Genomic DNA, 23,690 nt, shown 5'->3' on the forward strand with positions numbered 1-23,690 from the left:
CGGAGAGCTGGCAGAGTGGTCGAATGCGGCAGTCTTGAAAACTGTTGACTGTAACAGGTCCGGGGGTTCGAATCCCTCGCTCTCCGCACAAAAAAGGGAATGATGTGAAAATCGTTCCCTTTTTTTATTTCATTAGCAGCAGCTCAATTTACTTTCAGCTCAAGATGAATATCAAATGGTTCCAGTTCAAACAATTCTTCATCAATTTCCTCGACCAAACTGGCTCCTTCCTTTAAGTAGAAATCAACAGTTGCTTTGGTAGGCGTTGCCGAGATATAGAGTTTTTCCGCTCCAAATGTTGTTGCAATCTTCACACACTTCCGAACCAATTGATGTCCAATTTTATTCCCCCTGTAGCTATTGCTCACATACAAAATATCCATTTTGCAATAGTGCTGTTTCTTGCCTCTTCGTTTTCGTTCAACGGAAGCTACGCCTATCAGTTTGTCATCAGAAAATGCGGCAATCACTTTTCCGCCGTTGGCAATCAGTAGGTGCTGGCGTTGTATCATCTCTTGAAGTTCCGCCTCATCAAAGGAATTAACCAAATCATGTACCGACTTTATGATCAGTTCACCATCTTTATATTCGTAATATTCAAATATATTTTCGGTCCTATCAATTTCCTTTATCCTGATTAGCTCATTTTGTTTCAATAATCTAAAAGTAATTTCTCTCATAATGTAAAATACACCTATACTCATCAAGTTATCGAAATATTGCCTGTCGAGAGCATTTTTATTTGCATTAAGAGCCGTAAGTTTTGCCTTTATAGGCAATTTACAGTTTTATTTTAAAGCTATTTTTTTTGGTTTTCAATAGGTTTGGCAAAGGCCTTTAAACTTTATTTAACATTTTTTTAATCAAAGTTTGCAAAATTGATTAGAGTTTGTACTTTTGCGGCGGAGAGCTGGCAGAGTGGTCGAATGCGGCAGTCTTGAAAACTGTTGACTGTAACAGGTCCGGGGGTTCGAATCCCTCGCTCTCCGCGGAAAAAGCCGTCCTTTAGGATGGCTTTTTTTATTTCTTTTCAAATAAGCAACACACTCCCTAGCTTTCGCAAAGTATAAGGTCGATTTTGTACGCCAGTATAAGCATAACTATATCTGAATTATTGATTTTCTTCATATATTGCTTATAATTCTAACTAAAAAACATTTACTATGAAACACATTTTAACAAGATTTACCATTGAGAATATGCTTGATGAAGTAGGGCATGATATTGCACTAGTCAACCTATTTTATCGTATTAGTAATCAGCCAGAAATTGAAAAACCCCTTGTTGTTCCTTTTGATAAGCTGTTGAAGTTTATAGCGCAAGAGGATGTAGAAGCTTCCAGATATCTTCATAAAATCCGTTCTAGCATAGGTGGTTACGGACCAAAACATAGCAAGGTTTTAGACATGATGAATAATGAAGGATTTGATTTAGATCCTTATGTACTCATTTTTTTTAATTCCCTTAACAGAGATATGCTTGATCAACATATTCAACATGTAGAGAATTTGTCGATACAAAACAGCGAAGCGATAGCAGATAAATTTGAAGAGCTTGAAGATTTGGTTGATGACATGAAAGAAAGTAATATCAAAATGTCACAGTTTACCGAAGAGGTTGATCAAGTTTTGCATGAACTGACACTTAAGCACTTCCCCGAACTTTTTGAGAATGGGAATGAATGTATCGAAGCTTATCGAAGCCATCTTATTACTACCACCTTAGATTTTGTGGAGGGGATAGATGAGATTTTGAATGACGAATTTTAAGGACCGTTCGTCATTAAGCTAACGATTTTTCAATAATACTGCTCAATCACCGTTTTAAATACAACATAATCCTGTTGTACTTGGCTAAAGATATAAAATGTGTCTTGATCGGGTTTTATTTTAAGCTTTTTAACTAGGTTTTCTGCTCGTTCTGGGAAGTTTCTAATGATGACGTTCCCTTGCAAGTTCTTTTCCTTTTTAAGCTCATTAGGCGCATAAATTTGCGTTATCTTAAATATGCGGCCAATAAAATCTTCCTTAAGATCTTCAGAAAAGTATAAATGGCTTTGTTTTCCGAGTTTTGTTAAAGTAAATGCATTGGCAATGGCATTAAAAGCACCGCTTTTCATCAGCGCTGCATCAGGTTCGTATAAATAACCTGAGCTTTGCACCTTTTCCATCAAGACTACATCACTATCGTCGTGTAAGGGCAACTCTATTTGCTTAATGCTCGAATTTAAAGTAGCACAGATGATTTTTGTTTCTTCGTTAAAATTCTTATCAATTACCCACAAGAGTTCCTTACATTCGTTTTTGACGCTTACAATGTGAATTTCGGAAACATTTTTCAGTTCCGTTAATCCTGCTTGAAGGTCTAATAAAGGGGAGGTTTTAATGATGATTCGCGCTGCCTTATTCAATAGTAGTTGAAAATGTTCTACCACATTTGGCGTACAATCGGCCAGTTTAAAAACTTTTCCACTGGTGCTTCTTCTGGCAGGGTCTATATAAATGGTATCGAATGTGCCCTCGGTTTCCGAAAGGTAGGCCAAACCATCTATGGCGAGACATTGAATAGATTTTGCGTCCAGTAATTCAGCGTTATACGCAGAAATGGCCGAGAGTTCTTCGTTGATTTCACAACTATAAACCTCTTCCATTTTTTTGGAGAAGTAATAACTATCTACCCCAAAACCAGCAGTAATATCAATCAGGCGTTTTCCTTTTGCCAGGTTGCTTTTATACTTTGCAGTATCTTCTGACGAAGTTTGCTCAATAGATAACATAGTTGGATAATAAACCTCTTTAGTGTTAAACCAAGTCGGCAGTTTCTTCTCCGCTTTCTTTTTGGCTGCAATTTGATTGGCCAATTCCGCAGAACTTACCTCAGGAAAAGGAGATTTTGACAGCACAATTTTACTCACATCAGCGTTTAAATGACTGTTGATGTAAGCTTGTACTTCCTTTCCTAAGATGTTATTGTTCATGAAATAATAGTGGCTAGGGGTTAGTAATTAGTGGTTAGTAGTTTGTTCCTAACCAGATAACAATTAAGCTATACAACAATTCCTCAAAAATTAATCTCTATTCTTCATCACCATTTGACAGGTGTTACGGCTTTTTACTTCTAACCAAACTTTTTTATCCGTAGTTACCCTATCAATGGTTTGTTGGTTGTAATAACGTATCGTTACCAACTCCATATTTTTATTGTATTTCACCTTAAAATCCGCCGATAAATCATTAATTAGGCGTTCAATTTTAGAATCATCTTCGTCAACACTTACCGAAAAGCTAATGGCCGAATTAAGCATGGTATTTACCTTTACTTTGTTTTTGTGCAGAATGGCAAAAATATGGCTCAAGTTTTCTTCAATAATGAAAGAAAAATCTTTAGGCGAAATTGACAACAATACCTGGTTAACCTTAAATATAAATGAAGGAATAGGAATAGTAGTTGCTTCACTGCTGATCTCGGTTCCTTTTTCCTCTGGATGGATAAAAGATCTTACATACAAAGGAATGCTCTTATTTTGTACGGGTTTAATCGTTTTTGGATGGATTACCGTAGCACCGTAGTAGGTCAGCTCAATGGCATCGTGATAGGAGAGTTGCGGAATTTTCTCCGTCTCGTCAAACCATTTTGGATCGGCATTGAGTACTCCCGGAACATCTTTCCAAATGGTCATTTTCTCGGCATCAAGTGCTGCACTAAAAATTGCTGCACTGTAATCGGAACCTTCGCGACCTAAAGTACTGGTGAAATTCTCGCTGGTTGCCCCAATGAAGCCCTGCGTTAACACTATACCTTGCTCTAAATAGTTAGGCAACTGCTTTTGTATCGCTTGGGTAGTTTTATCCCATTGCACATTTGCTTCTCGGTAATTGTTATCCGTTTGGATATAATTCCTAGCATCTTGCCAAATGGCGAAAGTGCCTTGCTGATTCAAATAAGCCGCAATAATTTTGGAAGAAACCAATTCACCAATGGAAACAATTTGGTCATAAAGGTAGTCGGCACTGTCTTCGGCATCTTCCTCTAAAAGCCATTCTATTTCTACAAAAGTATTGGATACGTCATTATACACTGGATTTTTAGTGTCTGGAAACAACTTTCCAATGATATCAAAATGGAACGCCTTGATGTTTTCAAGCAATTGATGCTGGTTTTCATCACCATTAATGTGTGCAAAGGCTAATTCCTGTAACCTATCCGTCGTTTTGTCCATTGCCGAAACGACCACCAGTAAGTTTTTTGTGCCGTAGGACTGTATAATTTGAGTAACGTTTTTTATTCCTTCGATGTTTTTGATGGATGCTCCACCAAACTTGTATACCTGCATTTATTCTATAGGAGTTAAGATGGTTTGTGGTTTAGCAATATCGCCAAGGGCTGCAAATGGGATTACCAATTCAGTGGTTCCTTCGGCGTATGCTTTAATTTCATAAGGATTGTAAAGGAAAGTCAGGCCTTTATCGCTCACATAAAATGCTGCTGGCAAGGAGAATTTTCCATTGGTAAAAAAGTAGCGTTTATCTAAAGGCTCTGTAGCACTCATGTGCTCATTTTTTCTGAATATACCTTCTGCTAGCTTAAGTAAATCCGCTTTTTTATTGGGTAAAATCAACGAATCTAACACAATAGGTTGATTGGTTTTTGGGTTATAATTGATGTAAGAGATAGAGGTGTTGCCATGCGCACCGCCAGCATAATCAGAATGGATGTACTTTAGGGCAATGTAATTGTGCAATTGACGCATTACTTTAATGTCAATCAGCAAATACCACCATTGAGCCGTTCCAGGATTTTCCATATAAAAATCGTTATAGCCTCTAATGAAACTACTGGCTACATCTTCATAAGCGGTAGGATGTTCATCTTTTCCAAAGTAATCGAATACTTGCTTTTTGATGTAGTGGTTTAAGCTATCATTGTCAAAAACAGGATATTTTACCACTGCGTTTGCAGTATCTGCTTCCGAATTTACACCTGGCTTTACTAAATTATTACTTACCACCTTCACCGAATCATAACGATAGGTAAGCGTGTCATTTTCAGCAGTAATTACATGGGCAACTTTTTTGTCCTTGTTCTCATTTCTACAAGCCATTAATAAACTAATAGCTACTAGGGGTAAGATAATTTTTTTCATATCTATAAGATTTAATTTAGTGCTTCCAACTGCTCTTTGGAAAAGGAAGCATTTAACCATTCACTTTCATAAGCTGCGCCATACTTATCGTAAAAGTTAATCGCAGGAGTATTCCAGTCAAGCACTTGCCAGTTCATCCCATTAAAATTTCCTTCTTTAGCCTCTTGCACTACACGGTCAAACAGTAATTTTCCAATGCCTTTTCCGCGGTAGTTTTCTGTAACCAAAAAGTCTTCCAAATATAAACGACAACCTTTCCAAGTGGAGTATCTCACATAAAACAAAGCAAGACCAACGATGTTTTCGCCATCAACAGCCACAAATGATTTCCATACTGGATTTTCTCCAAAGCCAGCCGCTACAAACTCATCTAAGGTAACCGTTACTTCTTGTGGCGCTTTTTCATAAATGGCTAATTCCATAATCAGTTCCAATAAACGTGGACAGTCCTCGGCGATTGCTCTTCTTAATTTAATATTCATTTTTTTTTAGGTACTAGTGGTTAGTTTTTTGGCTTATGCTAACTTGCACTCACGCTGTAAGTAACTTTCCAACTTTCAACTATTTACTCTTTGTTTTTCCAGTGTTTAATCACTCTTTTCCCAAAGATATTACTGCCAATTCTTACCATGGTGCTTCCTTCTGCTATGGCTAATTTATAATCGGCCGACATGCCCATCGAAATCTCCTTAAAGGAATCAGCTTTTCTGAAAAAACTTACTTTCACGCCATCAAATAACACTTTTAGCTCGTTAAACTCGGCAATGGTTTGCTTTTCTTGCGCTGTATTGGTGGCAATGCCCATTAAACCTATAATGCGCACATTTTTCATCGCTTCAAACTCCTCAGAACGCAATAGTTCAATAGCTTCATCAAAGCCTAACCCAAACTTACTTTCCTCATCAGCAATATAAATCTGCAATAGGCAATCAATTACACGTTTGTGCTTCGCCGCCTGTTTATCTATTTCTTTAAGCAGTTTTAAGCTATCTACAGATTCAATCAATTTTACAAAAGGAGCAATGTATTTAACCTTGTTCGTCTGTAAGTGACCAATCAAATGCCATTCAATATCAGCTGGTAACTGTGCTTGCTTATCTACCATTTCCTGCACCAAATTCTCACCAAAAACACGTTGACCAGCTTCATAAGCTTCCATTACAGCCTCTGCAGGATGATTCTTCGAAACTGCTACCAACTTTACACCTTGGCTCTCAATTTCGTTTTTATATTTCAATAAGTTATCAGCAATGCTCATTTATCAGTATTTTTGGAGGTAAAATTAACAACCCTTTTTTAATTTGGCTAAGAAAGCTGAAGTTTTAATCAAGAAATGACGAGATTTTTGTTGCTATTTTTCTGCGCGGTGTTGGCTTTTAGCTGTAAACCTGGTATTCCGAAGGATATTGTACAACCCGAAGAAATGGAAAAAATATTATTTGATATCCATGTGGTAGACGGTTATGTATCGTCTATTCCTACGCCAGATAGTGCCAAGAAAGTGTCGGCACCAATCTACAAAGGCATTTTCAAGAAATTTGGCATCGATTCGGCCATGCATGCAAAAAGTATGGCATATTATTATAGTCGCCCTGATTTGCTATCGAAAATGTACGATAGGATTAGCGATAAGATCAACAAAAGTAGAGAAGATTTAATTAAGAAGCACGAAAAGCAAACGGCAGCTGAAGCAGCCAAACCAGCAGCGCCGCAACCTGTAAAATAAATATGCTGTACCCTGAAAATTGCGAAGAGAGATTAGGTTTTAACGAAGTAAGGCAATTGGTGCGTGATTATTGCCTAAGCACCATGGGTCAAAACTTGGTTGATAAGATGCAGGTAATGACCAAGCATGACCAGATTGACAAGTTTTTGCGTCAAACCAAAGAGTTTAAAAGTATCCTGGAGAACCAGGAACCCCTACAGATTAGTACTTTTTTTGACATTAAAGTGCTGGCCGATAAGATTAAAGTAGAAGGCAGTTACCTAGTGGAAGAGGAACTGTTCAAAATATACACTTCCTTGCAAACGGTATTTTCCGTAATTCGCTTTTTTGATGAGCGTAAAGAGGTTTACCCTAGTTTAGAAGCACTATTTGAACACCTGCCCATTGAGCGGAATATCCTTAAAAAAATAGAAACGGTACTGGATGCGAAAGGCAAAATTAAGCCCAATGCTTCTGCAACGTTGTTAGAAATCAGCACGGCTATTTCCAAAGGTGAACAAGAAGTTCGTAAAAAGATGGATTCCATCTATAAAAGTGCCGTAGCCAGCAATTGGGTAGCCGATGGTAGTTTGACCATTCGTGATGGTAGGATGTGCATCCCCATTTTAGCCGAAAACAAACGTAAAATCAAAGGCTTTATCCACGACGAGTCAGCCAGTGGACAAACCGTTTATTTGGAGCCAGAAGAGGTTTTTACGCTAAATAACAAGCTTCGCGATCTAGAGTTTGATAAACGCAGGGAGATTATCCGTATCCTGATCGCTACTACGACGGAACTTAGGCCGTATATTCCGATATTACTTTCGTATCACGGATTTTTAACCAAGTTAGATTTCGTAAGAGCAAAAGCTTTATTCGCCATCAAAATTGGTGCTCAAATGCCTGTATTGGTCAAAGAGCCTAAAACAAAGCTGATCAATGCTCAGCACCCTTTGCTGTTGCTTTCCTTTGCCAATGATCAAAAAAGCGTTGTGCCTTTAAACATCCATTTAAATGAAGGCATGCGGATTGTGCTGGTTTCAGGACCAAATGCGGGTGGTAAGTCGGTTTGTATGAAAACCGTTGGACTTTTGCAGATGATGTTGCAAACAGGTTTATTGGTACCTGTGGATGAGCATAGCGAAATGGGAGTTTTCAATCAAATTTTTGCAGATATTGGTGACGACCAGTCCATAGAATCTGATTTGAGTACCTACAGCGCCCATTTGAACAAGATGCGCTATTTTGTAGAACACGCCACACCTAAAACCTTGATATTGATTGATGAGTTTGGCACAGGAACCGACCCACAATTTGGCGGACCAATGGCCGAGGCAGTACTTGAGGTGCTTAATCAAAAAAAGGTACGTGGCGTAATTACCACTCACTATTCTAACCTTAAACTTTTTGCTGGCGATACCGAAGGTTTAGAAAATGCTTCCATGTTATTTGATAACAGTAAAATGAAGCCGCTTTATATTTTAGATATTGGAAAGCCAGGTAGCTCTTATGCTTTTGAAATTGCACAAAACATTGGCTTGCAAAAAGAGGTATTGGCATTGGCTAGACAAAAGATTGGCACCAACCAAAATAGTATCGATAGTTTATTGGTGAACTTGGAGCGAGAAAAACGTCAAGTGCATGAAACCAAAGTGAAACTGGCCAATCAGCAGAATAAGCTGAACCAACTGCTATCTGAAAATGAAAAGCAAAAATCTTTTCTTGAAGAGAATAAGAAAACGCTGATTAAAGATGCGAAGGTTCAAGCTCAAAACATCATTAAAGATGCTAATAAGCTGGTAGAGAACACCATTGCCCAAATTAAAAAGAAGCAGGCTGATCGGGAAGCAACTCGAGAAATTAGACAAAATCTACAGCAAGGGCTGGCTAAAAATGAAGTAAAGCCAGAGCCTAAACCAGTGATAGAGTTTGATGATACTGAAATTGAAGTTGGGGACTGGATACAATTGCTTGGCACCGAAAATACTGGGCAGATTTTAGAAATCAATAAAAACAATTTAGTGGTTGCCTTTGGTGACTTACGCTCGGTAGTAAAACGTAACCGAGTGCAAAAAATTAGTAACCGACAGGTGAAAAAGCTTGTGCAGCGTACCTCATTTACCAATAGTTTAAGCGATGCCGTAAGTAATTTTAGGGCCGAACTTGATTTGCGTGGTATGCGTGGTGAAGTGGCTTTGCAAGAATTAGAGAATTACATGGACAAGGCCGTGATGTTAGGTTTTCCATCCATTAAAATTATACATGGTAAGGGCGATGGTATTTTGCGTAAGTTGATCAGGACCCATTTAAAGCAATACTACAAACAAGTAGACCGAATGGAAGATGAACATTTGGATAGAGGTGGAGATGGTATTACTTACGTTTATATGAAATAGCCAGTGGATATCTCAGATGAAGATAAAGTGTTTTATTTGGATGCGTTAAGAACTTACTTGTGCAATTATTCAAGCATTACTTTATCTTCATTTGAATTGGTTAAAGACCTTGTTAAATTTCAACAAATCTCTAAAAACGATATTTTACTCAACGAAGGTGATGTCGCTAAAAACATCTACTTTTTAGGCAGTGGAGTCGTTAGGGCTTATTCTAGTGATCAAGAAGGACACACCTATAACAAAAATATTTTCCTAGCTGGCAAAATGGTAGGTTCAATGGTTTCGGCCTTACTGCAAAAGCCGTCTTCATTTACCTTACAGGCTTTGGACGAAAGCATATTACTTAGTCTCAATTTCACCAAATTCAAGCAGTTCATTCTCGAAAAAGACGACCTAAAAAACTATTATATTGCTTACCTCGAAAAGGAATGGGTGATGGATAAAGAACAACGAGAAGTGTCCTTAGTGATGGAAAGTGCCAGTGTCAGGTATGAAAAATTCATGGAAGAAAATCCTGGTATCGATCGAAAGATTTCATTGCATCACATTGCCTCGCATTTGGGAATTACCCCCACACAATTAATTCGAATCAGAAAAGATTTAAAATGAGATCAAAATCAACATATGTAAATGTTTTTGTTTGATAAAGGGTAGAACTTTGCCTCTATGGAAAATATTAACGAATTAAATATAGATAACCTTACTTCTTTGTGGGTTAAAGTAGGACAGGCTGTTGGGCATTATGTGAACGAAAACAATTACGAATTGAGTTGCGTGAAAAACTCTGAATGGCCTAACAAAATATGGATTAAACAGCCTCTAACTAACGAGCTACTCATTAGTTTATCTCAAAAAATGGCTTCGTCCGAACAGTCTTTAGTATTTCCTCATTGGGATATTTACCCCAATGAAGGTTCAGAAATAGCACTGGAAGGTTTTACCCAAAAATCGTTTCAAACCGGTATGTCGCTTCCATTAAACAAACCATTCCCGTCATCCAGTTCTTTAACAGCTAAAAGAGTATCTAATACCGAGGAAGCTAAATTTTGGGCAGCCATTTATCCGAAATGTTTTGGCTATGTGATTGGCGAAGAAATACTCATCCAAACTATGAATGAGATGGAATACAATCTTTTTTATTTTAACGGAGCACTGGTAGGCACCGCAATTTATCATCCAAATGAGCAAGTTGCAGGGATACATGGTGTGGGGATTGTTCCAGAGATGAGGAGAAGAGGATTTGCAGAAGAAATCATGTATCTTCTGCTCAATAGAGCCATCGCTGAAAATATCTCCTATGCAACGCTGCAAGCCTCTGAACTTGGAAAAGGAATTTATCAAAGACTTGGGTTCACGGAAGATTTCATCATTAAGAACTATGTGCCTAAGTTCGACTAATATATTGCTAGTTTATTACTGTTTAACTCTTTCGGTGTATAGCTGACCCTGAAATAAATTTATTGCACAGCTTTCTGCTTCGCTACAGGTCAGGGTAACGTTAAACCAAGCTCACCGTCATGCTGAATTTATTTCAGCATCAGTTTTACATTACCAATAAGTTAGAAATGGAACTTAGGTTATGTTTTAATAAGGTAATCAACCATCTATTTGACTGATTATAAACCAAAAGCGACTTATGATTGTTGTGTCCTTAAAATATTAGGGATATGAAAAAGTTATGGATTGTTTTTGGAATACTGCTCTTAAGTATTGGTTGTAAAAAAGATGGTAACAATAGTGGGGATGATGATACGCCTGTAGACCTTAAAACCAGGACGTTGGTTTCCAATCTGTCTCTACCTTGGGAACTGGTGTATGGCCCCGATAACCTCATTTGGTTCACCGAAAAATCGGGGAAAATTAGCAGACTAAATCCCGCTAACAGTCAAGTAACCTTGCTACATACCATTTCAGAAGTAAGTGCACAGGGCGAAGGTGGTTTATTGGGTATGACGCTTCATCCTAACTTTGGAGCAAGCCCTTATGTGTATGTGTTTTATGGTTATGGAAATCCTTATAAAAACAAGTTGGTAAGGCTTACTTATAGCAACAATAGTCTAACCAGTCCACAAACTTTATTAGACAATATTCCTGCGGCCAGTATCCATAATGGCTGTAGATTGCTTATTGATGGCGACAAATTGTTCGTCACCACTGGCGATGCTAATGATACCAGCACACCCCAAAACCTCAATTCCGTAGCTGGAAAGGTATTACGTATTAACTTAGATGGAAGTATTCCTGCCGATAATCCATTCCCTAATAGCCCTGTATGGTCTTTCGGCCACAGGAACCCTCAAGGTTTAGCCTTGGTAGGGAATAAGTTGTTTTCTTCGGAACACGGACCAGATACTGATGACGAAATTAATATTATTGAAAAAGGTCGTAATTATGGTTGGCCTACTGTAAGAGGCAAATGTGATGCTACCAATGAAACCGCCTTTTGTAATCAGAATAATGTAGCAGAGTCTATTATCCAATGGACACCAACCATTGCACCAAGTGGAATGATTTACTACAATTCAAACTACATCCCTCAATTTAAAAATTCCCTGCTGTTGGGTTTGTTAAAAGGCACCAAGTTAATGCAGCTAAAATTAAACGATGCACAAACTGCGGTTGCTGAAACCAAAGACTTATTTGTGGGTGATTTTGGTCGAATTAGAGCGGTTTGCCAATCGCCAGAAGGCAAAATATATTTATGTACTAGTAATGGATCAGGTGATAAGATTGTAGAAATTTATAAGTAGCGAATAAGCTTCGCACACTTATTAACCAGCTGTTAATCTTGTTTTTAAAGATCACCTTAGTGTAGCCCTTACAATGTTATAGGCTACACTTTACTTTTGCAAAGCGATAGATTAATCCTATTTTAGTCGCAAAACACACCAAATATGATCAACAAAGTTGTAGCAAACGCCGATGAGGCCATCGCTGACATTACGGATGGGAAAACCCTTATGCTGGGCGGCTTCGGTTTATGTGGTATCCCCGAAAACTGCATCACTGCCTTAGTAAAAAAAGGCACCAAAGATTTAACTTGTATTTCGAACAATGCTGGCGTAGATGATTTTGGCATAGGACTCATGCTAAAACAACGTCAGGTAAAGAAAATGATTTCTTCCTACGTAGGTGAAAATGCCGAATTTGAGCGTCAGTTATTGAGTGGCGAACTTGAGGTGGAATTGATTCCGCAAGGAACTTTAGCCACTCGTTGCTTAGCTGCTGGATATGGTATGCCCGCTATTTTCACGCCTGCAGGGGTAGGTACCGAAGTGGCGGAAGGTAAGGAAGTAAGAAATTTCGACGGAAAAGATTACCTGATGGAATATGCTTTCGATGCTGATTTTGCTATTGTGAAAGCTTGGAAAGGCGATACTGCTGGAAATTTAATTTTCCGTTCTACCAGTAGGAATTTTAATCCTGTGATGGCCATGGCTGGTAAAATTACCATTGCAGAAGTAGAGGAGTTGGTAGAGGTAGGCGAATTAGAACCTGACCATATTCATACCCCTGGAGTTTATGTACATCGCATTTTTCAGGGTAAGGATTACGAGAAGAGGATAGAGCAGCGTACTTTAAGGAAAAGGGATTAGATGATGAGATAATTCAATAATTTGATGATTGGAGAGATCGATCATCAGAACTTTCTACCTATGAATAATGAAAGAATTAATGAGAATATCATTGTTAAACTAAGTTTTGAATTTGCTTTACAAATTATTCAGTATACGGAGATCTTAGAGGAGAAACGAAATGTGTCTTAGCAAAACAATTGCTAAAAGCAGGAAGCAGTATTGGTGCTAATATTTGGAGAGCTCAAAATGCAGAAAGTAAGGCAGATTTTATTCATAAAATAAAGATATCTGCCTAAGAATGCGAAGAGTCAAAATATTGGTTGCTTTTATGTAAACATGCCGACAACTATCCTGATACTAATAATTTATTGGAGAAGATAGAAGCAATTCAAAAAATACTTAATAAGATAATCACTACTTCAAAAACGAAAATAACTTGATCATCAGCTAGTAACGATAAGATTAAATTAGCCAATGATCAAATCAACTAATTATCAAATTAATCTATGTTAGATAAAGACGGTATAGCGAAACGGATCGCTAAAGAAATAAAAGACGGTTATTATGTAAACTTGGGTATTGGTATCCCAACTTTGGTAGCCAATTACATTCCCGAAGGAGTAAATGTTGTTTTACAATCAGAAAACGGATTGCTAGGCATGGGGCCTTTTCCTTTTGAAGGAGAGGAAGATCCAGATTTAATTAATGCAGGTAAGCAAACCATTACCACTTTGCCAGGATCGTCGATTTTTGATTCGGCCATGAGCTTTGGTATGATTAGGGCTCAAAAAATAGATTTAACCATTTTGGGAGCGATGGAAGTTTCAGAGAATGGTGACATCGCCAACTGGAAAATTCCTGGTAAAATGGTGAAAGGAATGGGAGGGGCCATGGATTTAGTAGCTTCGGCCAAAAACATTATTGTAGCCATGCAGCATGTCAACAAAGCAGGCGAAAGTAAATTACTGCCCAATTGTACTTTGCCGTTAACAGGCGTAAAATGCATTAAAAAGATAGTAACCGAATTGGCTGTTTTAGATGTTTTACCTGAGGGGGGCTTTAAGCTATTAGAAAGAGCACCAGGAGTGAGTGTAGAAGAGATTAGAAAAGCTACCGCAGGAAAGCTGTATGCCGATGACGATGTGCCAGAAATGGTGATTGATTAGTGTTAAAGACTATACTTTTTGAGACTTACGAAGTTTCTAAAACTTCGTAAGTCTATATTTGATACTACTTCAACGATTTGATGATTCCAATTACATCATCACCACCCAATCCTTTGTTGTGTGCTGCTTGATAAGTATTGATAACCGCTTCCGACAATGGGAAATCTGCACCTGCCTTTTGTGCCAGTAAAATATCTTTAAGCATCAAATCCAATGCAAAAGCAGGCGGATAGTTTTCTTGGATCAGCAAAGGGGTTTTCACTTTGGTAGCACCGCTTCCGCTAGCACTTTCATTGATGATTTCGAGCATATCCTTACGCTGAATACCTAATTTTTCGGACAACAAAACTGTTTCTGCCAAACCTTGATAAATCAATGAAAGAAAGTAATTGATGGATAACTTAGCTGCAATTCCTTTTCCGTTCTCGCCTAAATGCTTAGTAAGCTTTCCTAATTTATTAAAATAGGGCTGAGCCTTCGCAATATCTTTCTCGTCACCTCCAACCATCATAATTAACGTGCCTTCCGCTGCTGGTTGCGTACTGCCTGCCACTGGTGCATCTATAAAACCAGCGCCTTTTGCTTTAATTTGTTGAGCAATGGTTAGAGAACATTCTTGGGAAATGGTGCTGCAATCAATGAAAAGCTTTCCTTCCAGCTCTTCATTCAATATTTCGGCATAAACTTGGTTTATGGCTTCATCGTTGGTGAGCATGGTGAAAATTACGTCACTTGTTTGTACCAGTTGACCAATGTTTTTGCAAATGGTAGCGATCGTTTTAAAATCTTCTGTTTTATCGGCTGAGCGATTATAAACGGATATAGGATAACCTGCTTTGATGAGGTTTTTAGCCATTGGGCTACCCATGTTGCCTAAGCCTATCCATCCTAATGTAGTATGTTGCGTCATTTTTCTTAAATGTGATAAAGTGAATCAAGCTGTTGTATTTAAAATATATGGAAGTTCCCTAATAAATACATTCGACTTATTTTTCTGCTAATTTAGATATTTCGTTTGTTTTGGGGCAAGGTTAATGTCTTCGTTTAAATCGACCTGCACCAACGTACCTATAACGTCATTTCGACCGTAGTGGAGGCCGAGGAGCAGCTACGAAGTAAGATCTTTGGATATGCTTCAAAGAAAATACTATGTAGCGTAGGAACGGAATGACTAATAATCAAGTTCCAATAACTAACCACTAGTGACTAACCACTAAAAATGATAACCAGTTTCAAAAGATTCTTCGTTGCACTCTGAATGACAAACTAAGGGTGCGATAATATGACATTGTACGAGAGCTGATGGAAAAGAAAAATACAGCTTTGAAAAAGGCAAATGTGTAATGATAAATTAGTGCTGCATCTTTTACCAGAAAGATGCGCATCTTTTGCTCAAGACTACGTTAGGTTTTGCCCAAAAGATGCGCATGTTTTTTGAAGAGGTACGCCAGCAATTGAAAAAGTGCCCTGAAGGGGTCAATAAGCATGGTCATTACATCATAATGATTCACCGAATAACTGGCTTAAAGAGATCCTTCGCTACCGAAGAGTCGGTACAGGTAACGCTCTGGATGACAAATAGGGTTTGTTTCCAAATAGACTTACGAAGTTTCTAAACGGCGAAGCCATCAACCTTACCTTTAAAACAATCAAAAAACTAAGGTTAAACTTCGTAAGTCTCAAACCAATGACCCAATGACCAATATTCAATAGACTAACTAACCACTAGCCACTAAAATTTCAGAAATTAGACTTGCCATAAGGCCAATAAAGTGCTAAATGTATTGTATTTTTGCAGCTTTAATTTGTATCCATTTGAAATATCCCAATTTTAAAGATCTTATCCTATTCGAAAACGAAGATTATATCGTTATCAATAAACCTCCGTTTGTGGCTTCACTAGATGAACGCGGTGCTGCTGGTGCTGGTGAAGTGAACATTTTGCGTTTGGCGAGGCTGTACACGGAAGATGCGCAGATTTGCCACAGGTTGGATAAGGAAACTTCGGGTGCTATTGTGATTGCCAAAAATCCTGAGGCTTACCGTAACCTTTCGATACAGTTTGAAAAGCGAAAAGTAAACAAAATTTATCATGCAGTGGTTGATGGTCAATTCCAATTTGACAATCTTTTTGTGGATTTGCCGATTTTGAATGATGGCAATAAAAATGTAACCATTGACAGGCAAGAAGGCAAACGTGCCGAAACTTACTTTAATTCGTTAAAATACTATAAGCATTATACCTTGGTAGAATGTAAGCCTGTAACAGGTCGTATGCACCAAATCAGGATACATTTGGCTACTCAACGTGCAGCGATTTGTGGAGATACGATGTATCGTGGAAAACCTGTTTTTCTTTCTAAAATTAAAAGGGGATATCGGTTAACTGATGAAGAGGAGCAACCTATAATGAAGCGTTTCGCCTTACATGCTAAGCAAATTACGTTTAAAGGTTTGGATGGAAAGGATATTTTAGTGGAAGCTCCTTATCCTAAAGACTTTGCTACATTATTGAAACTATTGGACAAGTTTGATAGTTAGTGGTTAAACTAAAATAAATATTATGTACATCAAGTTTGTAAATTTTGTAGACCGTTTTAATCAATACAGACAAAGCAAAATTTCGAACAAAAATTTTCTAATTATCGCTGCTGTTCTGGTAGGGATATTGGCAGGATTAGCGGCTTCGCTGTTAAAAGGAATTACGCACAGGATAGAACATTTTTTACAAACTGATTTACAGTGGCAATACAAATATTACTTGTATCTTTTGTTTCCAACCATTGGTATTTTACTTTCGGTACTTTATGTACGTAGGTTCATCAAAAAGGGAAAGTTCGAAACAGGTTTAACGCCTTTACTATTTGCCATTTCTAAAAAATCGAGTAAGGTAGAAGCGCACAATAGTTATTCACAGATTATCACTTCCGCTATCACCGTTGGTTTTGGAGGTTCTACAGGTTTAGAAGCCCCAATTGCTACCAGCGGCGCCTCAATAGGTTCAACCTTAGGAAGGTTTTTGGGCTTAAGTTACAGAGAAACTACTTTGCTATTGGCTTGTGGCGCTGCTTCGGGCATTGCAGGTGCTTTTAATAGTCCAATTGCGGGAATTGTTTTTGCCATTGAAATATTATTGCCTGAATTTACTATTCCTGTTTTTATTCCACTTTTATTATCAGCAGCCACCGCTTCTGTAGTGGCAAGAACTTTTTACAACGAACAGTTGTTTTATCTAGTAACAGAAGGCTGGCAAATGAAAGCATTGGGCTTTTATGTGATTTTAGCGGTGTTGGTGGGTCTATATTCCATTTATTTTGGAAAGGTTAATTCTGCAGTGAAAGGCGCTTTCTATAAAATCAAAAATCCTTATCATAAAATTGCCATTGGTGGTTTAATGCTGGGCGTGTTGATTTTCTTATTTCCGACCTTATATGGCGAAGGATATATTACCATTAACAATTTACTTAAAGGCGATTATAGCTCAGTCATTAGCAACAGTATTTTTGCTGAATTTAGCAATCTGCCCATGGTAGTAATTGCCTTTACCGTGGCTACTATTATGTTAAAATCAGTAGCAACCTTGGTGACGCTATCTGCTGGTGGTAATGGCGGTACATTTGCACCAAGTTTAATTATCGGTGGTTTAATAGGCTTTGTGGTGGCTTACAGCATTAATGTTTCGGGATTGGCCGAAGTAAATACTGCCAACTTTATTGTAGCTGGCATGGCGGCGGCCTTAGGCTCGTTAATGCATGCCCCTTTAACGGGGATATTTTTAATTGCTGAAATTACTGGTGGCTATATTTTGATGGTACCTTTGATGATTACCACGGCCATTGCTTATTTGATTAACAGAAGTGTGAGCCAATATTCTATTTATACCAAACCATTAGCTGATAAGGGAGAGCTTTCACATCATTCGGATAAAGATACAACGGTACTTAACATGATGAACCTAAAGGCACTGATTGAAAAAGATCAGATAATTTTAGTAGTTGATGATTTGTTAAGAGATAGGGTAAATGATGTTTTAAAATCGAAACGAAATGTTTTTCCTGTGGTAGATGTAAAGGGACAATTTAAAGGCGTGATTTATGTCGAAGTTATTTTAGAACAATTGCTAGCAGATAAAAATTCTGACCTGCGTGTAAATGATTTAATGCATACTGAAATTATTCCCATTACCCTTAACAGTGACCTTAAATTGGTTTTGAATAGGATGGAGGAAGATAATTTATGGGTGTTGCCTGTGGTAGATAGTTTAGGCAACTATATTGGCCTTATTTCTAAAACTTCTATTTTTAACAAGTATAGAGACATTTTAAGCCAACAGGCAGATTATCTAGCTTAAGGGCAGCTCCACGTAAAAAATTGTTCCACCCCCAACGTTGTCCTGCAGCCATATTTTTCCTTGATGGCTTTCTACAATTTGTTTACTGATGGACAAACCAATGCCAAATGGCTGTTCACCAGAAGTTCCTGTACGTTTGGCCGAAGTGAACATTTCAAAAATGCGTTGCTTGTCATTTTCCGGCACGCCAATGCCTTGGTCAATAATAGCAATCCTTACGCTTTTCTCTAACCGTTCTAATAGTACTTTAACCACGGTATGGTTGGGGCTAAATTTAATGGCATTGACCACAAGGTTATTGAAAACTCGCCAAATTTTTTCGCGGCTCAATTGCAAATAAACTGGTCCACCGCTAATAAAAATAATCTTTTGCTGCTTCTCGTCGGCTTTGTATTGTAAAAGCTCAGTACATTGACGCAGCAGATGTTGGATATCTACCTTTTCTTTAGTGAGCACCTCGTTTTCAATGGCTAAATTGGAATTGAGCAGTTGATTGATCATTTCGATAGCATTATTGCCAGAGCTGGAAATAAGCTGCAGCATTTCTCTATCGTCTTCCAAAAACCGCTTTTCTTCCAATAATAAATTACTGATACCGACCATACCCCCAAGCGGATTTTTCAAATCGTGGGCCATTACCTTCATCATTTTTGCATAGTCCTTATTCCGATTTTCCAAACGCACCATCGCTTTTTTCAATTCTTCACTATGCTTGATGGTTGCTTTTTCGGTTTTATGGGCTTGCCTAGCATTTTTAATTACCAAAAATACAATGCAAATGAGCATGATAATAAAAACAGCGGCACATAATAAATAAAAAGTGATATGCTCGTTAGTTTTAGTTAGTGACTTTAAATCCTGTTCAGTCTGTTTATTTTTAAATCTAACTTTTAAATCGACCCTTGATAGCTCGTTTTCAACATTGATGCTATCCATCGCAACGCTATATCTATTCAATAAACGATAAGCTTCTTTATAGTTTCCTTTAGAAAGATATAGCTCACTTTTGGCCTTATTCCAGCGAGGCATTAATAAGTAAGGATCAAATGGGTTTTCCTGAATAACGTTTTTAGCAATGGTTAATAATGAATCTGCCTTTTGAAGTTTATTGAGCCTACGATATACATCCGCAAGTTTCATAAACGCCGTAATTTTAATCTTTTCTTTGGCATCGCTATCCAAAGAAATACTTTCCTGTAAATATTGCTCTGCTAGTTTTAGCTCGCCCAGCTTAGCCATTAATCCACCTAAATTGTCAAGCAAAACTATTTTAGATTGATTGTGTTGATTAATAGTGACTGTATTTTGTTTTAGCTGCTGCTGTATGAATGAAAGTCCTTTTCTGTAAAGAAATGCAGCGCTGTCCAACATTCCTGCTTTTTCATAAGAAAATCCTGCATTGTTAAGTGCTCCCTGCTTAATGTGAAACATACTCCTTGGATCTAAGCCGTTTACAGATTCTAAAACATTAAATGCTTCTAAATGATAATTTGCAGCCTGTTTAAATAGGTTTTGAACATAATAAAGATGTGCAATACGAGTAATGTAATTTGCATAAACTAGAGGGTCGTCCGTTTTATTTAAGGTTGATTTTATTTTGAAGTAGTTTTCTAAAGCCTTATCATATTTTTTAAAGAAAACATAAACATCACTCTTTAACATCAATGCTTTTGCAAAAGCCATAGGAAATTGCTGCTGCCTATTTGGGTCTTCAAAAAAGGCCAACGCACTATCTGCATACCTATTCATCGATAGTGTATCTTTATAACTGGTTAAGCCTTTATAGTAATAAAAATTAGTCAGTTCATTAATGTCGTTTGCATCAATTTTTGGCTTGAGACTATCTAAAAGTCGTGAGGTTTCCGCTAAATTGCTGGTTAAATAAACACTATCCACTCGCTTAAAATTAGTTGAAAGGCCTTTATTAACGACTGGATCAGTTTTTTGCTTAGAATTACAACCAAAAATAGATAAAGCTAAAAGCGTGAAAACAAATAAGCTTTGGATTTTGAGGGCTTTAGAAAGAGGTAGACTTAATATAAATATTGATGGATTTTCCAATAATCAAAAGTATCTTAAGTATCAAACAAATTTACCAAAAATATAGCTAAAAGAAGTTAACATTTTATAATATTGATAAACAGCTTCATCCATCGCTTTTATTTATTGTTGATAAGAAAATTTGATATTCATCTCAAATTGTTAAACCTTAGCGTTTTTAAAATATCATTATGGAAGATTTAAGTGCTTTAAGCCAAGTAGCAGAGTTTCACCACACTTTTAAACACCCCATTGTAGAACGAGCGGCCATCCCATCTAAAGTGCGAAGTAAATTGAGAATAGATTTGATTGCTGAAGAGCTAAAAGAGCTGCAAGAAGCGGTGGATAACGATGACTTGGTTGAGGTAGCCGATGCATTATGTGATTTGCAATATGTATTGGCAGGTGCTGTTTTAGAATTTGGACTAGGTACTAAATTTAAAACACTTTTTGATGAAGTGCACCGATCCAACATGAGCAAAGCTTGCAAAACAGTAGAAGAGGCAGAAGAAACCATCGCTTTCTATAAACAAAAAGATAATGTAGATGCATATTTTAAAGAAATAGACGGCTTATATCTTGTTTATCGCAAGGGTGATGATAAGACCTTAAAATCTATCAATTATTCTCCTGCGGATCTTAAAGGTTTACTATAGCATTAAATAATAACTTATTATATGATTGAAATTAACAACCATGATGATTTTGCTTCCTACTTAGGAAACGAATTAGGCACATCTGCTTGGTATCAAATCACCCAAGATCAAATCAATAAATTTGCAGATGCTACGTTGGACCATCAATGGATACACACTGATGCGGAAAGAGCAGCGGTAGAAAGTCCGTTTAAAACAACCATAGCACATGGCTACTTAACACTTTCATTAGTTCCCTATTTGTGGCAGCAGATTGTTAAAATTGGCAACCTAAAAATGGAAATCAATTATGGCATCGAAAGTTTAAAATTTGGTCAGGCGGTAACCGTTGACAGCGAAGTACGTTTAAAGGCTAGCTTAAAGTCTATTTTAAACTTACGAGGTACCACAAAAGTAGTGGTAAATATCATTTTGGAAATTAAAGACCAGACAAAGCCTGCTTACAATGGCGATGTGGTATTCCTTTACCATTTCCATTCATAAAGAAATTCTTATTCTGACGTGAAATAGGTGTTCAAAGTTTATTCTTTTGAATACCTATTTCAATTTTAGTGACTATATTTAACGTTACCAAACAAAACTAACTGGATGTTGGCACTTCATTGTAATGTTTAAAATTCAATCACGAGCATTTTTATTTTTATTCTTCCTCATTTCTTTCGGTGCTATTGCGCAACAACCAGTAGTCATTAACAATAATACTGCCGAGTACATTTTTAAATCGAAAGAGATTGTAGGCTTAGAAGATCCTAAGGGAGAGCTAAGTTTCGATGCGATTTCAAGTGCCGCCTATCAAAATAAATTTAAACCTAATGTAGATTATTATCCGAAAAACTATAATCGTAGCTCCACCTATTGGTACAGGGTAAAAGTAAGGTTTGAAGAAGACTTTGAAAAATCGAGTGTCATTGAGTTTTTTGACCAAGTTACTGATCATATTGATGTTTACTTTCCAGATGAGAATGGTAAGTATGTTCATGCCCGCTCTGGCGCCGACTTAACGTTTAAAGAACGTTTATATCGCCATAAGAATTTTGAATTTCTAATTAAGAACCTTAAAAAAGGGGAGTATTATTATTATTTTAAAATCAAATCGAAAGATCGGGTAAACGTCATTATTGTATTCAGAACCATTGAAAGGTTTATACAATACGGGCTTACCGAGTACCTTACTTATGGCTTGTTCTATGGCATGATCTTCATCTTCAGTTTCCATAACCTGTTGATGTATTTGGCCGTACGCAGAAGGCAATACCTATATTACATCTTGTACATTTTAAGTGTAGGTTTGTATGAGGTGTCTATTGATGGCATTGCTTTTCAGTATTTTTGGCCCCAACATCCCATTTGGAATGAATATGCCTACGGAATAGCGTTATTTTGTATCAGCTCGTTTGCACTGATCTTCACCAAGGAACTACTTCACGTTAAGCAAAAGGCACCTGTTTTTTCGAAAATGATTAACGTAGTGCTTTTGCTTCGTTTATTGTTTTTTCTTGTTTGCTTGATATACAATCCTGATTGGTTTAAATACAAATTCATTGAGTTTATACCACTTTCCATTGGCTTTATAACAGGTATTTACATTTTATGGAAGAAGAGATACAGGCCAGCTCGCTTCTTTGTAGTTGGCTATTCATTTCTGTTCCTAGGCTTTGTAATCAAGGTAGTTCATATTTTAGGTTATGCCCGACACATTCCTGGTGCCTTGGGTTTCTACAGCTTAAGTTTTGGCTTTTTATTTGAAATGGTGTTTCTATCCTTCGCTATCGGAGATCAAGTGCGTATCCTAAAGAAGAAGAAAGAAAATGCACAGAAGCAGATAATCAAGCAAATGCAGCTAAATGCTGAAATGAAGGATAATTTGAATAGAGAATTAGAGGCAAAGGTTGAAAAACGCACCATAGAAGTGAAACAACAAGCTATTGCCCTACAAAAGCAAAATGACACGATCGAAAAGCAAAATTCTGAACTACTGTTAAAAAATGACTTGCTACTACAACAGGCTGAAGAAATTTCGAGGATGAATGTCTTGTTGGAAAACGACAACATCAACCTTAAAACAAGTATTGAGAAGGTTACGGATGCTCGTGTAAATGCTACTGAATTGGATTTTGACGAATTCAGTTTAAAATATCCTGATAAAGAAGCTTGTTACAAATTTCTATCTGAACTAAAATGGGCTGGGGGATATACTTGCTTAAAATGTAACCACACCAATTATTGCAATGGAAAAGTACCTTATAACAGGCGCTGTACCAAATGTGCGTATGAAGAGTCGGTATTGCACCACACCATATTCGAAAATAACCGTATTCCAATCAATAAAGCGTTCTATTTGGTCTATCTAATGTATAGCTCCAAAGGAACAATCTCTTCTCACAAGCTTTCCGAGAAGCTTGGTATTAGGCAAAGTACTTGCTGGGCCTATGCGTCTAAAGTTAAAAAGGTAATGGAAGAGCGAAAAAAAGATCTCAGAGGCGTTGGTAAATTAGGCTGGGCCAAGCTAGTACTTGATAAAAATGCCTAGAAAACGGCGTTTAATTCTGTTAACGCAAACGTTTTCGTAATTTTTTATGATGATTTTTTATTGCGTTTTAAACGTATCAGTTTAAAATTTTATGATCTGTTCATATAGCAACTAGTCAGTTACTT

At 37.3% G+C, this 23,690-nt stretch carries 21 protein-coding genes, 2 tRNA genes and 1 pseudogene; 16 read left to right on the forward strand and 8 right to left on the reverse strand.

Translation table 11 applies throughout. From position 1 onward, the window contains the following. The first annotated feature begins 1 nt into the window (after window position 1). Window positions 2–86 (forward strand) — tRNA-Ser (locus DUT70_RS03125). Between the two features lie 57 nt (window positions 87–143). Here DUT70_RS03125 and DUT70_RS03130 read toward each other — a convergent pair. Beyond that, the gene (locus DUT70_RS03130; protein WP_240432010.1) at window positions 144–779 is read right to left on the reverse strand and encodes a GNAT family N-acetyltransferase; all 636 of its coding nucleotides are present in this window, start codon (window positions 777–779) and stop codon (window positions 144–146) included. A gap of 125 nt (window positions 780–904) precedes the next feature. Here DUT70_RS03130 and DUT70_RS03135 point away from each other — a divergent pair. Then, window positions 905–989 (forward strand) — tRNA-Ser (locus DUT70_RS03135). 174 nt (window positions 990–1,163) lie between these two features. Then, entirely contained in the window at window positions 1,164–1,769 is a 606-nt protein-coding gene (locus DUT70_RS03140; RefSeq protein WP_113645834.1) for a hypothetical protein, read from the forward strand. A gap of 29 nt (window positions 1,770–1,798) precedes the next feature. Here the strand turns inward: DUT70_RS03140 and DUT70_RS03145 are convergent, their stop codons facing one another. The 5 genes from DUT70_RS03145 to DUT70_RS03165 form a co-directional block, all read right to left on the reverse strand. Beyond that, window positions 1,799–2,977 carry a hypothetical protein gene (locus tag DUT70_RS03145; protein WP_113645835.1) on the reverse strand — a complete coding sequence of 393 codons (1,179 nt, stop codon included), beginning with the start codon at window positions 2,975–2,977 and terminating at the stop codon, window positions 1,799–1,801. Between the two features lie 90 nt (window positions 2,978–3,067). Next, window positions 3,068–4,333, reverse strand: coding sequence for an aspartate kinase (locus DUT70_RS03150; protein ID WP_113645836.1), 1,266 nt, complete (start codon window positions 4,331–4,333; stop codon window positions 3,068–3,070). Next, a complete protein-coding gene (locus tag DUT70_RS03155; protein ID WP_162926559.1) occupies window positions 4,334–5,143 on the reverse strand; it encodes a DUF3298 and DUF4163 domain-containing protein in 810 nt (269 codons plus the stop codon). Between the two features lie 11 nt (window positions 5,144–5,154). Next, a complete protein-coding gene (locus DUT70_RS03160; protein ID WP_113645838.1) occupies window positions 5,155–5,625 on the reverse strand; it encodes a GNAT family N-acetyltransferase in 471 nt (156 codons plus the stop codon). 83 nt (window positions 5,626–5,708) lie between these two features. After that, window positions 5,709–6,401 (reverse strand): YggS family pyridoxal phosphate-dependent enzyme, encoded by a 693-nt coding sequence (locus DUT70_RS03165; protein WP_113645839.1) that lies wholly within the window; start codon window positions 6,399–6,401, stop codon window positions 5,709–5,711. Window positions 6,402–6,476: 75 nt separating this feature from the next. Between DUT70_RS03165 and DUT70_RS03170 the strand changes: the two genes are divergently transcribed. The 8 genes and pseudogenes from DUT70_RS03170 (at window position 6,477) to DUT70_RS03205 (ending at window position 13,988) form a co-directional block, all read left to right on the forward strand. Continuing rightward, window positions 6,477–6,869: a DUF4296 domain-containing protein gene (locus DUT70_RS03170; protein WP_113645840.1), complete on the forward strand. Its 393-nt coding sequence runs from the start codon at window positions 6,477–6,479 to the stop codon at window positions 6,867–6,869. A 2-nt stretch (window positions 6,870–6,871) separates the two neighbouring features. Continuing rightward, window positions 6,872–9,244, forward strand: coding sequence for an endonuclease MutS2 (locus DUT70_RS03175; protein ID WP_113645841.1), 2,373 nt, complete (start codon window positions 6,872–6,874; stop codon window positions 9,242–9,244). Between the two features lie 3 nt (window positions 9,245–9,247). Further along, window positions 9,248–9,853: a Crp/Fnr family transcriptional regulator gene (locus DUT70_RS03180; RefSeq protein WP_205529721.1), complete on the forward strand. Its 606-nt coding sequence runs from the start codon at window positions 9,248–9,250 to the stop codon at window positions 9,851–9,853. A 57-nt stretch (window positions 9,854–9,910) separates the two neighbouring features. Beyond that, complete coding sequence (locus DUT70_RS03185; protein WP_113645842.1) at window positions 9,911–10,642, forward strand: GNAT family N-acetyltransferase; 732 nt, start codon at window positions 9,911–9,913, stop codon at window positions 10,640–10,642. Between the two features lie 269 nt (window positions 10,643–10,911). Then, window positions 10,912–11,994: a PQQ-dependent sugar dehydrogenase gene (locus DUT70_RS03190; RefSeq protein WP_113645843.1), complete on the forward strand. Its 1,083-nt coding sequence runs from the start codon at window positions 10,912–10,914 to the stop codon at window positions 11,992–11,994. A gap of 144 nt (window positions 11,995–12,138) precedes the next feature. Further along, complete coding sequence (locus tag DUT70_RS03195; RefSeq protein ID WP_113645844.1) at window positions 12,139–12,840, forward strand: CoA transferase subunit A; 702 nt, start codon at window positions 12,139–12,141, stop codon at window positions 12,838–12,840. A gap of 179 nt (window positions 12,841–13,019) precedes the next feature. Continuing rightward, window positions 13,020–13,262: pseudogene (locus DUT70_RS21530) on the forward strand (four helix bundle protein). Window positions 13,263–13,328: 66 nt separating this feature from the next. After that, a complete protein-coding gene (locus DUT70_RS03205) occupies window positions 13,329–13,988 on the forward strand; it encodes a CoA transferase subunit B (protein WP_113645845.1) in 660 nt (219 codons plus the stop codon). 64 nt (window positions 13,989–14,052) lie between these two features. On the opposite strand, the gene DUT70_RS03210 is transcribed toward DUT70_RS03205, so the two are convergent. Beyond that, window positions 14,053–14,898 carry an NAD(P)-dependent oxidoreductase gene (locus DUT70_RS03210; protein WP_113645846.1) on the reverse strand — a complete coding sequence of 282 codons (846 nt, stop codon included), beginning with the start codon at window positions 14,896–14,898 and terminating at the stop codon, window positions 14,053–14,055. A gap of 905 nt (window positions 14,899–15,803) precedes the next feature. On the opposite strand from DUT70_RS03210, the gene DUT70_RS03220 reads away from it, so the two are divergent. Then, on the forward strand, window positions 15,804–16,529 hold the full coding sequence (locus DUT70_RS03220; protein WP_113646548.1) for an RluA family pseudouridine synthase: 726 nt from the start codon (window positions 15,804–15,806) through the stop codon (window positions 16,527–16,529). A gap of 22 nt (window positions 16,530–16,551) precedes the next feature. Continuing rightward, window positions 16,552–18,339, forward strand: a complete 1,788-nt coding sequence (locus DUT70_RS03225; RefSeq protein ID WP_113645848.1) for a chloride channel protein — start codon at window positions 16,552–16,554, stop codon at window positions 18,337–18,339. Here the strand turns inward: DUT70_RS03225 and DUT70_RS03230 are convergent. Continuing rightward, complete coding sequence (locus tag DUT70_RS03230; RefSeq protein ID WP_128353281.1) at window positions 18,331–20,235, reverse strand: tetratricopeptide repeat-containing sensor histidine kinase; 1,905 nt, start codon at window positions 20,233–20,235, stop codon at window positions 18,331–18,333. The two genes, DUT70_RS03225 and DUT70_RS03230, sit on opposite strands and share 9 nt — an antisense overlap. A gap of 335 nt (window positions 20,236–20,570) precedes the next feature. Between DUT70_RS03230 and DUT70_RS03235 the strand changes: the two genes are divergently transcribed. The 3 genes from DUT70_RS03235 (at window position 20,571) to DUT70_RS03245 (ending at window position 23,565) form a co-directional block, all read left to right on the forward strand. Next, window positions 20,571–21,035 carry a pyrophosphohydrolase domain-containing protein gene (locus DUT70_RS03235; protein WP_113645850.1) on the forward strand — a complete coding sequence of 155 codons (465 nt, stop codon included), beginning with the start codon at window positions 20,571–20,573 and terminating at the stop codon, window positions 21,033–21,035. A gap of 21 nt (window positions 21,036–21,056) precedes the next feature. Then, window positions 21,057–21,518, forward strand: a complete 462-nt coding sequence (locus tag DUT70_RS03240) for a MaoC family dehydratase (protein ID WP_113645851.1) — start codon at window positions 21,057–21,059, stop codon at window positions 21,516–21,518. A 124-nt stretch (window positions 21,519–21,642) separates the two neighbouring features. After that, a complete protein-coding gene (locus DUT70_RS03245; RefSeq protein ID WP_113645852.1) occupies window positions 21,643–23,565 on the forward strand; it encodes a 7TM diverse intracellular signaling domain-containing protein in 1,923 nt (640 codons plus the stop codon). Window positions 23,566–23,690: the final 125 nt, after the last annotated feature.

The sequence above is a fragment of the Pedobacter chitinilyticus genome, from assembly GCF_003313385.1.
Taxonomy (GTDB): domain Bacteria; phylum Bacteroidota; class Bacteroidia; order Sphingobacteriales; family Sphingobacteriaceae; genus Pedobacter; species Pedobacter chitinilyticus.

What these genes read in the sequence shown, in the direction of transcription:
- DUT70_RS03205 (WP_113645845.1), top strand. Translation starts at nt 13,329, where the DNA reads ATGTTAGATAAAGACGGTATAGCGAAACGGATCGCTAAAGAAATAAAA.
- DUT70_RS03225 (WP_113645848.1), top strand. Translation starts at nt 16,552, where the DNA reads ATGTACATCAAGTTTGTAAATTTTGTAGACCGTTTTAATCAATACAGA.
- DUT70_RS03240 (WP_113645851.1), top strand. Translation starts at nt 21,057, where the DNA reads ATGATTGAAATTAACAACCATGATGATTTTGCTTCCTACTTAGGAAAC.
- DUT70_RS03150 (WP_113645836.1), bottom strand. Translation starts at nt 4,333, where the DNA reads ATGCAGGTATACAAGTTTGGTGGAGCATCCATCAAAAACATCGAAGGA.
- DUT70_RS03145 (WP_113645835.1), bottom strand. Translation starts at nt 2,977, where the DNA reads ATGAACAATAACATCTTAGGAAAGGAAGTACAAGCTTACATCAACAGT.
- DUT70_RS03195 (WP_113645844.1), top strand. Translation starts at nt 12,139, where the DNA reads ATGATCAACAAAGTTGTAGCAAACGCCGATGAGGCCATCGCTGACATT.
- DUT70_RS03160 (WP_113645838.1), bottom strand. Translation starts at nt 5,625, where the DNA reads ATGAATATTAAATTAAGAAGAGCAATCGCCGAGGACTGTCCACGTTTA.
- DUT70_RS03210 (WP_113645846.1), bottom strand. Translation starts at nt 14,898, where the DNA reads ATGACGCAACATACTACATTAGGATGGATAGGCTTAGGCAACATGGGT.
- DUT70_RS03245 (WP_113645852.1), top strand. Translation starts at nt 21,643, where the DNA reads ATGTTTAAAATTCAATCACGAGCATTTTTATTTTTATTCTTCCTCATT.
- DUT70_RS03155 (WP_162926559.1), bottom strand. Translation starts at nt 5,143, where the DNA reads ATGAAAAAAATTATCTTACCCCTAGTAGCTATTAGTTTATTAATGGCT.
- DUT70_RS03235 (WP_113645850.1), top strand. Translation starts at nt 20,571, where the DNA reads ATGGAAGATTTAAGTGCTTTAAGCCAAGTAGCAGAGTTTCACCACACT.
- DUT70_RS03185 (WP_113645842.1), top strand. Translation starts at nt 9,911, where the DNA reads ATGGAAAATATTAACGAATTAAATATAGATAACCTTACTTCTTTGTGG.
- DUT70_RS03170 (WP_113645840.1), top strand. Translation starts at nt 6,477, where the DNA reads ATGACGAGATTTTTGTTGCTATTTTTCTGCGCGGTGTTGGCTTTTAGC.
- DUT70_RS03190 (WP_113645843.1), top strand. Translation starts at nt 10,912, where the DNA reads ATGAAAAAGTTATGGATTGTTTTTGGAATACTGCTCTTAAGTATTGGT.
- DUT70_RS03175 (WP_113645841.1), top strand. Translation starts at nt 6,872, where the DNA reads ATGCTGTACCCTGAAAATTGCGAAGAGAGATTAGGTTTTAACGAAGTA.
- DUT70_RS03165 (WP_113645839.1), bottom strand. Translation starts at nt 6,401, where the DNA reads ATGAGCATTGCTGATAACTTATTGAAATATAAAAACGAAATTGAGAGC.
- DUT70_RS03140 (WP_113645834.1), top strand. Translation starts at nt 1,164, where the DNA reads ATGAAACACATTTTAACAAGATTTACCATTGAGAATATGCTTGATGAA.